This is a genomic window from Citrobacter sp. Cpo015 (assembly GCF_030333035.1).
Classification (GTDB): Bacteria; Pseudomonadota; Gammaproteobacteria; order Enterobacterales; family Enterobacteriaceae; genus Citrobacter; species Citrobacter portucalensis.
Genome location: NZ_JAOWGS010000037.1, coordinates 910,085 through 923,412 on the forward strand (window position 1 = coordinate 910,085; position 13,328 = coordinate 923,412).

At 51.0% G+C, this 13,328-nt stretch carries 11 protein-coding genes; 7 read left to right on the forward strand and 4 right to left on the reverse strand.

Annotated features, from left to right (window positions below; all coding sequences use genetic code 11):
* The first annotated feature begins 91 nt into the window (after positions 1-91).
* From rlmKL to rmf, 6 genes are all read left to right on the forward strand, one after another.
* Positions 92-2,200: a bifunctional 23S rRNA (guanine(2069)-N(7))-methyltransferase RlmK/23S rRNA (guanine(2445)-N(2))-methyltransferase RlmL gene (rlmKL, locus tag OGY67_RS20060; protein ID WP_003831977.1), complete on the forward strand. Its 2,109-nt coding sequence runs from the start codon at positions 92-94 to the stop codon at positions 2,198-2,200.
* A 12-nt stretch (positions 2,201-2,212) separates the two neighbouring features.
* Positions 2,213-4,120: an ABC transporter ATP-binding protein gene (locus tag OGY67_RS20065; protein ID WP_008784281.1), complete on the forward strand. Its 1,908-nt coding sequence runs from the start codon at positions 2,213-2,215 to the stop codon at positions 4,118-4,120.
* Between the two features lie 15 nt (positions 4,121-4,135).
* Positions 4,136-5,389 (forward strand): membrane integrity-associated transporter subunit PqiA, encoded by a 1,254-nt coding sequence (pqiA, locus tag OGY67_RS20070; protein ID WP_234692927.1) that lies wholly within the window; start codon positions 4,136-4,138, stop codon positions 5,387-5,389.
* A gap of 4 nt (positions 5,390-5,393) precedes the next feature.
* Positions 5,394-7,034, forward strand: coding sequence for an intermembrane transport protein PqiB (pqiB, locus tag OGY67_RS20075; RefSeq protein WP_048235695.1), 1,641 nt, complete (start codon positions 5,394-5,396; stop codon positions 7,032-7,034).
* Positions 7,031-7,594, forward strand: a complete 564-nt coding sequence (gene pqiC / locus OGY67_RS20080) for a membrane integrity-associated transporter subunit PqiC (RefSeq protein ID WP_003035868.1) — start codon at positions 7,031-7,033, stop codon at positions 7,592-7,594. Before pqiB ends, pqiC begins: the two co-directional genes overlap by 4 nt.
* A gap of 256 nt (positions 7,595-7,850) precedes the next feature.
* A complete protein-coding gene (rmf, locus tag OGY67_RS20085) occupies positions 7,851-8,018 on the forward strand; it encodes a ribosome modulation factor (RefSeq protein WP_003035871.1) in 168 nt (55 codons plus the stop codon).
* 108 nt (positions 8,019-8,126) lie between these two features.
* Here rmf and fabA read toward each other — a convergent pair whose 3' ends face one another.
* Entirely contained in the window at positions 8,127-8,645 is a 519-nt protein-coding gene (fabA, locus tag OGY67_RS20090) for a bifunctional 3-hydroxydecanoyl-ACP dehydratase/trans-2-decenoyl-ACP isomerase (protein ID WP_003035875.1), read from the reverse strand.
* 68 nt (positions 8,646-8,713) lie between these two features.
* Positions 8,714-10,474, reverse strand: coding sequence for an AAA family ATPase (locus OGY67_RS20095; RefSeq protein ID WP_137377300.1), 1,761 nt, complete (start codon positions 10,472-10,474; stop codon positions 8,714-8,716).
* Between the two features lie 185 nt (positions 10,475-10,659).
* Between OGY67_RS20095 and matP the strand changes: the two genes are divergently transcribed.
* On the forward strand, positions 10,660-11,112 hold the full coding sequence (gene matP, locus OGY67_RS20100; RefSeq protein ID WP_032942905.1) for a macrodomain Ter protein MatP: 453 nt from the start codon (positions 10,660-10,662) through the stop codon (positions 11,110-11,112).
* 88 nt (positions 11,113-11,200) lie between these two features.
* On the opposite strand, the gene ompA is transcribed toward matP, so the two are convergent.
* On the reverse strand, positions 11,201-12,259 hold the full coding sequence (gene ompA, locus OGY67_RS20105) for a porin OmpA (RefSeq protein WP_137377301.1): 1,059 nt from the start codon (positions 12,257-12,259) through the stop codon (positions 11,201-11,203).
* Positions 12,260-12,616: 357 nt separating this feature from the next.
* Positions 12,617-13,126 (reverse strand): SOS-induced cell division inhibitor SulA, encoded by a 510-nt coding sequence (gene sulA, locus OGY67_RS20110; RefSeq protein WP_008784287.1) that lies wholly within the window; start codon positions 13,124-13,126, stop codon positions 12,617-12,619.
* Positions 13,127-13,328 lie beyond the last annotated feature (202 nt).

Genomic DNA, 13,328 nt, shown 5'->3' on the forward strand with positions numbered 1-13,328 from the left:
CCCCTCGAATGAAAATAAGCCTTCAACTTTATGACATACAGCCCATATTAGCTATAATGCGCAGCAATTTTCTTGGAGTAAAAGTGACATTATGAATTCTCTGTTTGCCAGTACGGCCCGCGGGCTGGAAGAGCTGTTAAAAACTGAACTGGAAAACCTCGGCGCGCTGGAGTGTCAGGTCGTTCAGGGTGGGGTCCATTTTAAGGGCGACACGCGGCTTGTTTACCAGAGCCTGATGTGGAGCCGCCTGGCCTCGCGCATTATCCTGCCGATGGGAGAGTGCAAGGTCTACAGCGATCTTGATCTGTACCTCGGCGTTCAGGCAATCGACTGGACAGAGATATTTAACCCTGGTGCTACGTTTGCCGTCCATTTTAGCGGGCTGAACGAGACCATTCGTAACAGCCAGTACGGCGCACTGAAGGTCAAGGATGCGATTGTCGATGCCTTTACCCGCAAAAATATGCCGCGTCCGAATGTGGATCGTGAATCTCCGGATCTGCGCATCAACGTCTGGTTGAACAAAGATACTGCCAGCATTGCGCTCGATCTGAGCGGTGACGGTTTGCATCAGCGTGGCTATCGCGATCGCGCGGGTCAGGCACCGATTAAAGAGACGCTGGCCGCGGCAATTGTTATGCGTTCTGGCTGGCAGCCGGGAACCCCGTTACTCGATCCGATGTGTGGTTCCGGCACGCTGCTGATTGAAGCGGCAATGTGGGCGACCGATCGCGCGCCGGGTCTGCACCGTGGATACTGGGGCTTCAGCGGTTGGGCGCAACACGACGAAGCTGTCTGGCAAGAAGTTAAAGCCGAAGCGCAGGTGCGTGCGCGTAAGGGACTGGCTGACTATACCTCGCATTTTTATGGATCCGATAGCGATGCGCGCGTGATTGAAAAAGCGCGTAGTAATGCTCGCCGCGCCGGTATCGCCGATCTGATGACGTTTGACGTGAAAGATGTCGCCAAACTGAGCAATCCGCTGCCGAAAGGACCGTATGGGACAGTTATCAGTAACCCGCCTTACGGCGAACGTCTGGATAGCGAACCGGCGCTGATTGCCCTGCACAGCCTGCTGGGCCGTACGATGAAAAACCAGTTTGGCGGCTGGAATTTGTCGCTGTTCAGCGCCTCGCCGGATCTGCTCAGCAGCCTGCAATTACGTGCCGACAAGCAGTTCAAAGCGAAAAACGGCCCGCTGGATTGTGTGCAGAAGAATTATCACGTTGCAGAGACCACTGCGGACAGCAAGCCGGCTACGGTAGCGGAAGATTATGCCAACCGCCTGCGCAAGAATATTAAGAAGCTGGAAAAATGGGCGCGTCAGGAAGGCATTGAATGCTATCGCCTGTATGACGCTGACCTGCCGGAATACAACGTTGCAGTAGATCGTTACGGTGATTGGGTCGTGGTTCAGGAATACGCACCGCCGAAGACGGTCGATGCGCAAAAAGCACGTCAACGCTTGTTCGACATCATTGCCGCCACGCTGTCAGTATTGGAAATCGCGCCAAACAAACTGGTGCTGAAAACCCGTGAGCGTCAGAAAGGCAAGAATCAGTATCAGAAGATGAATGAGAAGGGGGAATTCATTGAGGTAAGCGAGTACAACGCGCGCCTGTGGGTTAACCTGACTGACTACCTTGATACGGGTTTATTCCTTGATCACCGTATTGCGCGCCGCATGTTGGGGCAGATGAGTAAAGGTAAGGACTTCCTCAACCTGTTTTCCTACACCGGTAGCGCCAGCGTACATGCAGGATTGGGCGGTGCGCGTAGCACCACGACGGTCGATATGTCGCGTACCTATCTGGAATGGGCGGAACGTAACCTGCGCCTGAACGGATTGAGCGGTCGCGCTCACCGTTTAATTCAGGCCGATTGCCTGGGCTGGCTGCGTGATGCGAATGAACAGTTTGATCTGATTTTCATCGATCCGCCGACGTTCTCTAACTCAAAACGTATGGAAGATTCGTTTGATGTGCAGCGCGATCATCTGGCGCTGATGAAAGATCTGAAACGTCTGCTGCGTAAAGACGGCACGATCATGTTCTCCAACAACAAACGTGGGTTCCGTATGGATCTCGACGGTTTGGCTGAACTGGGATTGAAAGCACAAGAAATTACCCAAAAAACGCTTTCCCAGGATTTTGCCCGTAACCGTCAGATCCACAATTGCTGGCTGATTACCGCAGCCTGAAAGGATAAATAAATGTCATTGATCAGTATGCATGGTGCATGGCTGTCGTTCAGCGATGCGCCGCTTCTTGATAATGCAGAACTGCATATCGAAGATAACGAACGCGTCTGTCTGGTTGGCCGTAACGGCGCAGGTAAATCGACGCTGATGAAGATCCTGAACCGTGAGCAGGGGCTTGACGACGGGCGTATCATTTATGAGCAGGATCTGGTTGTGGCGCGTCTGCAACAGGATCCGCCGCGTAATGTTGAAGGCAGCGTGTATGATTTCGTTGCCGAGGGTATCGAAGAGCAGGCCGAGTATCTCAAACGTTATCACGATATTTCGCGTCTGGTGATGACTGATCCGAGCGACAGAAATCTGAATGAGATGGCGCGGGTTCAGGAAATGCTCGATCATCACAATCTGTGGCAGCTCGAAAGCCGTATTAATGAAGTGCTGGAGCAGTTGGGGCTGGATCCAAACGCCGCACTTTCTTCGCTTTCAGGCGGTTGGCTGCGTAAAGCGGCGCTGGGCCGCGCGTTAGTGAGCAATCCGCGTGTACTGCTGCTGGATGAACCAACAAACCACCTGGATATTGAAACCATCGACTGGCTGGAAGGGTTCCTGAAATCCTTCAATGGGACAATCATCTTCATTTCCCATGACCGTTCATTTATACGAAATATGGCGACGCGTATCGTTGACCTCGATCGTGGCAAGCTGGTGACTTATCCGGGGAATTACGATCAGTATCTGCTGGAAAAAGAAGAAGCGCTGCGCGTAGAAGAGTTACAAAATGCAGAGTTTGACCGCAAGCTGGCGCAGGAAGAGGTCTGGATCCGTCAGGGGATCAAAGCGCGCCGTACCCGTAATGAAGGCCGCGTGCGCGCGCTGAAAGCCATGCGTCGCGAGCGTGGCGAACGCCGCGAAGTGATGGGCACGGCGAAGATGCAGGTCGAAGAGGCGAGCCGTTCAGGCAAGATTGTTTTCGAAATGGAGAACGTGGATTACCAGGTTGATGGAAAGCAACTGGTAAAAGATTTCTCAGCACAGGTACAGCGCAGCGACAAAATTGCGCTAATCGGACCGAACGGCTGCGGAAAAACAACGCTGCTGAAGCTGATGTTAGGCCAGCTTCAGGCTGACAGTGGACGCATTCACGTCGGCACCAAGCTGGAAGTGGCCTATTTCGATCAGCACCGCGCCGAACTGGATCCCGATAAAACCGTGATGGACAACCTGGCTGAAGGTAAGCAAGAGGTGATGGTTAACGGTAAACCTCGCCATGTGCTGGGTTATCTGCAGGACTTCCTGTTCCATCCGAAACGCGCGATGACGCCAGTGCGAGCGCTCTCTGGTGGGGAACGAAATCGCCTGCTGTTGGCGCGTCTTTTTCTGAAACCCAGCAATCTTTTGATTCTCGATGAACCAACGAACGATCTTGACGTCGAAACGCTGGAACTGCTTGAAGAACTAATTGATAGCTATCAGGGGACTGTACTGTTGGTAAGCCACGACCGTCAGTTTGTGGATAATACTGTAACTGAATGCTGGATCTTCGAGGGCGGTGGTAAAATTGGTCGTTATGTCGGCGGTTATCATGACGCGCGCAGCCAGCAATCTCAGTATGTGGCGTTTAAACAACCGGTCGCGAAAAAAACAGAGGAAGCTGTTGCTCCTAAAGCAGAAATTGTCAAACGTGGCACGAGCAAACTAAGCTATAAACTGCAGCGCGAACTGGAGCAGCTCCCCGCTCAGCTTGAAGAACTGGAAGCTAAACTGGAAAGACTACAAGCTCAGGTTGCTGACGCCGCTTTTTTCAGTCAGCCACATGAGCAAACACAGCAGGTATTAGCTAATCTGAACGAAGCGGAACAAGAACTTGAGCAAGCCTTTGAGCGCTGGGAGTATCTTGAGTCTTTGAAGAACGGCGCATAATTTAAAGGAGCACATATGTGCGAACATCACCATGCCGCGAAGCATATTTTGTGCTCGCAGTGTGACATGCTGGTGGCGTTACCTCGCCTTGAGCATGGTCAGAAAGCGGCATGTCCACGATGTGGCACTACGTTAACGGTTGAGTGGGACGCGCCGCGGCAGCGTCCTACCGCCTATGTTTTAGCAGCATTGTTCATGCTGCTTCTGTCAAATCTCTTCCCCTTTGTGAATATGAACGTTGCAGGGGTGAGCAGCGAAGTGACGTTGATGGAGATCCCCAGCGTTCTCTTTTCTGAAGACTACGCCAGTCTCGGCACCTTCTTTTTATTATTCGTGCAGTTGGTCCCCGCGTTTTGCCTGCTGACTATCCTGCTGCTGGTGAATCGGGTGCAGATGCCCGCCAGACTTAAGGCGGGTCTTGCACGCGTCCTGTTCCAGTTAAAAAGCTGGGGGATGGCGGAAATCTTCCTTGCCGGCGTGCTGGTCAGCTTCGTTAAGCTTATGGCTTACGGCGATATCGGCGTGGGCAGCAGCTTTATTCCGTGGTGCTTCTTTTGCGTTTTGCAACTGCGCGCATTCCAGTGCGTTGACCGTCGCTGGCTGTGGGATGATATTGCGCCAATGCCAGTGATTAAGCAGGAGTTAAAACCTGGCGTGCCCGGCATTCGACAGGGACTGCGTTCCTGCTCTTGCTGCACCGCGATTCTTCCCGCTGATGAGCGGGTGTGTCCGCGCTGCCAGACGAAAGGCTATGTGCGGCGTAAAAACAGTCTGCAATGGACGTTGGCATTACTGTTTACGTCAATCATGCTTTATCTTCCTGCCAATATTTTGCCGATTATGATTACCGATCTGCTCGGGTCAAAGCTGCCATCAACGATACTTGAGGGGGTGGTTTTAATCTGGAGCGAAGGCTCTTACCCGGTGGCTGCGGTTATTTTTATCGCCAGTATTATGGTGCCGACGTTGAAAATGATCGCCATTGCCTGGTTATGTTGGGATGCCAAAGGCCACGGCAAACGTGACAGCGAACGTATGCACCTGATTTATGAAGTTGTGGAATTTGTCGGTCGCTGGTCAATGATCGACGTCTTTGTGATTGCGGTACTCTCTGCGCTGGTGCGCATGGGAGGGTTAATGAACATTTATCCTGCAATGGGTGCTTTGATGTTTGCTTTAGTCGTCATTATGACAATGTTTTCTGCGATGACATTTGATCCGCGTCTGTCGTGGGACCGTGAACCAGAACCAGGCCATGAGGAGTCCTGACAGCATGGAATCTAAAAGTGGGGAAGCCAAAGTGCAAAAGGTAAAAAACTGGTCGCCCGTGTGGATATTCCCTATCGTCACTGCACTCATTGGCGCGTGGGTTCTGTTTTATCACTACAGTCATCAGGGGCCGGAAGTCACGCTGATTACCACCAATGCCGAAGGTATTGAAGGGGGCAAAACGACGATTAAGAGCCGCAGCGTGGATGTCGGTATCGTCGAGAGCGCAACCCTGACTGATGATTTGACCCATGTGGAGATTAAAGCGCGTCTTAACTCCGGAATGGAAAAGCTGCTGCATAAAGATTCTGTCTTTTGGGTGGTGAAGCCGCAGGTTGGACGTGAAGGTATCAGTGGGCTCGGCACGCTATTGTCCGGGGCTTATATTGAACTGCAGCCTGGCAATAAAGGCAGTAAGCTGGAAAATTACCAACTGCTGGATTCACCGCCGCTGGCCCCGCCAGATGCAAAAGGGATCCGTGTGATTCTGGACAGCAAAAAAGCCGGTCAGTTGAGCCCAGGCGATCCGGTGCTTTTCCGCGGCTATCGTGTGGGCTCGGTTGAAACCAGCACGTTTGATGCGCAAAAGCGTACGATCAGCTATCAGCTTTTCATCAATGCGCCTAACGATCGTCTGGTGACCAGCAATGTACGTTTCTGGAAAGACAGCGGGATCGCCGTAGATCTTACCTCAGCAGGTATGCGCGTAGAAATGGGATCGCTCTCCACGCTGTTTGGCGGTGGTGTAAGTTTTGATGTGCCCGAAGGGCTGGAACAAGGTCAACCGGTTGAGCAGCAGGCCTCATTTAACCTCTATGACGATCAAAAAAGTATTCAGGATTCCCTGTATACCGATCATATTGATTACCTGATGTTCTTTAAAGATTCGATTCGTGGCCTACAGCCTGGTGCACCGCTGGAATTCCGTGGCATCCGCTTGGGTACGGTGAGTAAAGTACCTTTCTTCTCACCGAATATGCGTCAGGTATTTAACAATGATTACCGCATTCCGGTGCTGGTGCGTATTGAACCTGAACGTCTGAAGGCACAGCTGGGAGAAGATACCGATGTTGGCGCTCATTTGGAGCAACTGCTTAAACGCGGATTACGAGGATCGCTCAAAACCGGGAACCTGGTAACCGGCGCGCTGTATGTCGATCTCGACTTCTACCCGAAAGAGCCGCCGATTACCGGTGTACGCGAATTCAATGGTTATCAAATTATTCCGACCGTGAGCGGTGGTCTGGCGCAGATCCAACAGCGTCTGATGGAAGCGTTGGATAAGATTAACAATCTGCCGCTGAACCCGATGATTGAGCAGGCAACCAATACGCTGTCGGAAAGCCAGCGCACAATGAAACATCTGCAAACCACGCTGGATAATATGAACAAGATCACGTCCAGCCAGTCGATGCAGGATCTGCCGGCGGATATGCAGAACACGCTACGTGAACTGAATCGTAGTATGCAGGGCTTCCAGCCTGGTTCCGCGGCCTACAACAAGATGGTGGCGGATATGCAGCGTCTTGATCAGGTACTGCGTGAACTGCAACCGGTACTGAAAACGTTGAACGATAAGAGTAATGCGCTGGTATTTGAAGCGAAGGACAAAAAAGATCCAGAGCCGAAGAGGGCGAAACAATGAAAAAGTGGCTAGTGGTGATGATGGCGGTCTGGCTGACGTCATGCAGCTCCAGCGGAGAAAATAAAAGCTATTACCAGCTCCCTATCGCACAAGGTGGTGTGCAGAGCTCTGCCAATCAGGGAAACCGTCTGCTGTGGGTTGAACAGATTGCGGTACCTGATTATCTGGCCGGTAATGGGGTGGTTTACCAGACCAGCGATGTGCAATATGTGATAGCCAATAATAATCTCTGGGCCAGCCCATTAGATCAGCAATTGCGCAATACACTGGTTGCGAACCTCAGTATGCAGTTGCCTGGCTGGGTTGTCGCTTCACAACCGCTGGGAAGCACTCAGGATACGCTGAACGTGACCGTAACTGGCTTCCACGGTCGGTACGATGGTAAGGTTATTGTGAGCGGTGAATGGTTGCTGAATCATCAGGGACAACTGATCAAACGCCCGTTCCACATCGAAGCTGTACAGACTAAAGACGGCTACGATGAGATGGTGAAGGTTCTTGCCAACGCCTGGAGTCAGGAAGCAACGGCCATTGCTCAAGAGCTGAAACGCATCCCTTAAGCTTAAATAATTGTAAATTATGCCGCCCCTGGTTCATTGCCCGGGGCGGTTTTTTTTATTTTTTTAGCCGTGAAGATAGCTGTTCTGACTGACTATTTTTGTACAAATGATTTAGAGGCTAGCTCACAAATATGACACTGGCGTGAATTTTGCGCATTGACGAACCTGATGTTTAGGGGTATTCGTTTAGTGTGATTGCACACTTAGTAATCACTGTTTTCTTTTCCACCAGACCCAAAAATGAGGGAAACGAGGCATGAAGAGACAAAAACGAGATCGCCTGGAACGGGCACATCAACGTGGATATCAGGCCGGCATTGCCGGACGCTCAAAAGAAATGTGTCCCTATCAGACGCTGAATCAGAGGTCATACTGGCTGGGAGGCTGGCGAGAAGCCATGGGGGATAGGGTTTTAATGGCCTGATTCTGTCTCTTTAGATAAAAGAAACCTCCGCAGAGCGGAGGTTTCGCCTTTTTGCACACCAGAAAAAAACGGGGAAACGTTAATGTCTGGCTGCTTCGCAATTCTGGATTAGAACGCGGAAGTGTCCTGGAACAGACCCACTTTCAGATCGTTTGCTGTGTAGATCAGACGACCATCAACCAGCACTTCACCATCTGCCAGGCCCATGATCAGGCGACGGTTAACGATGCGTTTGAAGTGAATGCGGTAAGTGACTTTCTTCGCGGTCGGCAGAACCTGGCCGGTGAATTTAACTTCGCCTACGCCCAGCGCACGGCCTTTACCTTCGCCGCCCAGCCAGCCGAGATAGAATCCAACCAGTTGCCACATGGCGTCGAGACCCAGGCAGCCCGGCATCACCGGATCGCCGATAAAGTGACAACCGAAGAACCACAGGTCCGGGTTGATATCCAGTTCAGCTTCAACATAACCTTTGTCAAAGTTGCCACCGGTTTCGGTCATCTTGATGACACGGTCCATCATCAGCATGCTTGGTGCTGGCAGTTGTGGCCCTTTAGCGCCAAACAGCTCACCGCGACCAGAGGCAAGAAGGTCTTCTTTCGTATAGGATTCGCGTTTATCTACCATGTTCTCTGTAAGCCTTATTTTATTGAAGCACGCAGGATAGCTAACACGTGTACGCTGAACAAGTCCGATCAGTTCGGAATAATCCAGTTCAGCCAACGTAGCGGCCATGGAAAACGGTGACGACCTTCCTGTTGCGTTGCCGTGGCAATACGCTCCTGAATGGTTTGCATCAGCGTTGTCTGGCCTTCGCCATCCCACACCAGATTTAACAACAGTGGCAGCGCATCGGTCACGTCGTCCACCGCCCAGATAGTGAATTTTTCTTCTTCTATGGCCTGTAGCAGCGCAGGCTGCAGGCTGAGGTGTCTGACGTTAGCCGAAGGAATGATAACGCCCTGCGTGCCCGTCAGCTCACGCTGCTGGCAGATGGTGAAGAAACCTTCAATTTTCTCATTCAGACCACCGACAGGTTGTGCCCGACCAAACTGATCGACAGAACCGGTAATGGCGATACTTTGATTTACAGGAACGTCGGCGAGAGCGCTAATCAATGCGCACAGTTCTGCCATAGACGCGCTGTCACCGTCCACCTCACTGTAAGATTGCTCAAAGGTCAGCGAGGCAGAGAAGGGGATTTGTTGCTCCAGTTGGAGTTCCGACATCAGGAACGCCTGCATAATCATCATACCCTTGGCATGAATATTTCCGCCAAGCTCGGCTTTGCGCTCAATATCCGTAAACTCGCCGTCGCCAATATGCACGACGCAACTAATACGAGAAGGCTCGCCAAATGCGCGTGGGTGGCCCGGAAACTCAATCACCGACAAGGCGTTGATCTGGCCAATACGCTCGCCTTCCGTCTCGATAAGGATCTGCTCTTGCAGAATTTCATCCTGCATGCGTTCAGCCAGGAATCCCTCACGCCATTCGCGCTGAGCCAGCATCAGGCTGAACTGTTCAGCGTTGCAGGTTTCGCCCTCGCATAACGGAGCCACCTCTTTGAACTGTCGGGTGATCCACAGCGGGTTAAGCGGCAATGTATCCTGTTCACCGGTATAGCGAACGGCTTCACGGATCAGAACCTGCCAGGCATCAGGAGCGGGGTAAGGCAAATTATTGCGCATAGCAGTATGCGTGACCCATTGACACCACTGTGTCATGGTTTCGGCATCCACTATCTGCAGATTATCTTCAAACTCGCTGTAAATGGCCTGCTCAGCCAGCTCTGGTTCCATGTCCTGGAAATCCGCCAGCGATTCACGCTCACCCACCAAAATCACTTTCAGTTTAAGCGGCATAGGCGGAACGGAGACAGGCAGCGGGCGAGACTCATCAAAAGCCACCCAATCAAAACGCTCGTGGCTGACAATGGCTTTCAGGCGCATCCATAACAGCGGTTGGGCCAACAGCGTGCGCAATGAGATAACCAGCACACCTCCATTGGCCTGATGTACCAGACCTGGCTGCAGCGTAATTTCGCCATTGAACTGACGCAGACAGCCAAACAGTTGTTCGGCTTCGGCCCAGTCAGCGCTGACCACCTGCGTCAACGTCGCAAAATTGTCTTCCGCTTTCTCAGCTGTACGATAACGAATAGTGTGACCGGAGATGTCGTAATGACCGCCAGTCAGGCTTCCTGCATCCGTGTGCAAGGGACGTGCAGCCTTTGCAATAAGGTTGAGATACTCAAGCTCTTCCGGTGCTTTTACCAACATGAACGAGGATGTTGTCCAGTGCTGAAGAAGCTGCTCTAGCGCGAATTGTAAACGTGGCTGAGTATCACTAAGTAAGGTGTCGGTGTCGTCAGTGACGTGCGGCTGTGCAAATACTTCCTGATAACTGTCGGTATCAGGAACCAGATCACGCCATGCAAGTTTCGTAATGGTCAAAGTTGATGTTTTTTAGTCTGTTGTAAAAAACGAGATTATACCGTAACCCTCACCACTAAACACCTGGAAAGCACCGTGAAACGGTTGTGATGACACGCGACAGTTCACAGGCTGGATATTCTTTTCTTCAGATGCCGAAAAAGCTGATATTCTGATAAGAGTTACACGGTAACATTGAGATCGCAATGAAATATCAACAACTTGAAAACCTTGAAAGCGGCTGGAAATGGAAGTATCTGGTGAAGAAGCATCGTGAGGGGGAATTAATCACCCGTTACGTCGAGGCCAGCGCTGCCAAAGAAGCCGTTGATTTATTGCTAACCCTCGAAAATGAACCGGTTCGGGTCAATAGCTGGATTGAAGAACACATGAATCCTGCGCTGCTTAATCGTATGAAACAAACCATACGTGCCAGGCGCAAGCGGCACTTTAATGCTGAGCATCAGCATACCCGGAAGAAATCCATCGATCTGGAATTTATGGTCTGGCAACGTCTGGCAGGTCTTGCGCAGCGGCGCGGAAAAACGCTTTCTGAAACTATTGTGCAGCTAATTGAAGACGCAGAGCATAAAGAGAAGTACGCGAACAAAATGTCGACATTGAAACAGGATTTACAGGCGTTGCTGGGGAAAGAGTAGCGGTCGGCTGGTTTAATGCGTGGCTTACTTTGGATGAAAACAGATGAAAAAAAACCCCGCATAGCGGGGTTTTTTATAAGACGATAACTTAAGCCTGAGGCTGAGTTACAACGTCTTTGATGCCTTTAACTTCGATCTCAACACGACGATCCGGAGCCAGGCAGTCGATCAGTGCAGCGCGAGCTTTCACGTTGTCACAGGTGTTGCCAGTAACTGGGTTGGATTCACCCATGCCACGTGCAGAGATTTTGTCAGAAGGAATACCTTTAGAGATCAGGTAATCAACAACGGACTGAGCACGTTTCTCGGACAGAGCCTGGTTGTAAGCGTCAGAACCGATACGGTCAGTGAAGCCCAGAACTACTACGGAACCGTCTTTCGGATCCAGGTTGCTCAGCTGGCTGTACATCTGATCCAGAGCCTGCTGGCCTTCTGGTTTCAGAGTTGCTTTGTTGAAGTTGAACAGAACGTCAGACTTCAGAGTGAAGTGCTTGGTCTGTACTTCTGGAGCCGGAGCCGGAGCAACAACTACTGGAGCTGCTTCTTCCTGCTGACCGAAACGGTAAGAAACACCAACGCTCAACAGGCCGTTATCCGGACGACCACCAACGGTGTTCGCGTCACCGATGTTGTTGGTCCACTGGTATTCCAGACGGGTGGCGATTTCAGGAGTAATTGCATACTCTACGCCACCAGCGAATACTGGGGATACACCAGTGTCGTGGTCTTTGAAGCCGCTGCTGCTTTTAGCGTCTGCACGCCAAACCATACCACCCAGACGAGTATAAACGTCCAGATCGTCAGTGATTGGGTAACCCAGTTTAGCGGTCAACTGAACGCCCTGAGCTTTGAAAGCGCCATTTTGATTGGTAGTGTCGGCAGTGCCTTTGTACGGCATACGACCTAACCAGTCATAACCCATTTCGAAACCAACGTACGGGTTAACCTGATAACCACCGAACGCACCGGCACCCAGTTGGCTTTCGTGGGTAGGCCCGGTGTTATTGATCTGGTTGTTGCCAATATCATGGTACTGAGACCAGCCCATTTTAGCACCAGCGTACCAGGTGTTATCTTTCGGAGCGGCCTGCGCCACGGTAGCGAAACCAGCCAGTGCCACTGCAATTGCGATAGCTGTCTTTTTCATTTTTTGCGCCTCGTTATCATCCAAAATTCGCCATGAATATCTCCGAAGAGAGATAACACGGTTAAATCCTTCACCCGGGGACCAGTTCAATAGTTACTCTACCGATATCTGCGGCTTACGCCGAGCACCCCTGGCGATGTAAAGTCTACAACGTAGTTGAAAACTTACAAGTGTGAAGTCCGTCAGGCATATGAAAAAAAAAGGCTTGTATACACAATATTTAACATTTATGGCTGAATAAATGTACTGAGGATATCCTGAAAACCGCTTCAGACAAGCGTTCAGACGAAAAACACATTACAGCTCAAAGACAAATTGAGAGATGAAAAAAAATTCCAGGATAAATCCTAATTTTACTCAATGATACAAATTCGAGTGAATTTTTAGCCCGGAATGCTGTCTCCCCGCAAGTGTCTGGGCGCGAACCGGACGCATGATAAAACCCATCGCATTACCTTCATCAGCCGCTTTGACCAGTTCGGCATGTTCATCTTCCGTTAATTCTTCCGCCAGCCAGCCAATAACGACGCTGTAATTACCCGTGCGCAGCGCACGAATCATCGATTCCAGCGTATTGCAGGGGGAGAGCTGACTAATTTGCATGACTTTCGTCAATGGAAGTCCAGCTGACTGCACCCACTCCCGGCTTAATTTTTGCTGAGGCGTCAGCCACAGCTGCCAGCGTGATTGTTGCCCTAACTGTTGCAGCAGGGGAAGCAGCAGCAGTTGTGTCATCATGGGCTGGTCCTCGCGATAGACAACTTCACTGATAAGCCCAGCGGTTGCGTTCTCTGATGAAACGCGCGCAATGTTGCTTGATGTGGAAGAGAACGACGATGAACGATTTGCATAGCCTGAAGTGTACATAATCAATCCAGCCCTGTGAGTTACTGTATGGATATACAGTAACCCTGCCATCAACAAAGATCAACCTTATTTTCGGAAACAGGTTCGCATTTTTTAGTCGTCGTCACGGGAAAAATAAAATTCATCTTGCCCCATACGCATAAGTTGCCTATTTTCGTCATTAACGGATCCGCTACTGAAAATCATTTGCTTACGTTATGAT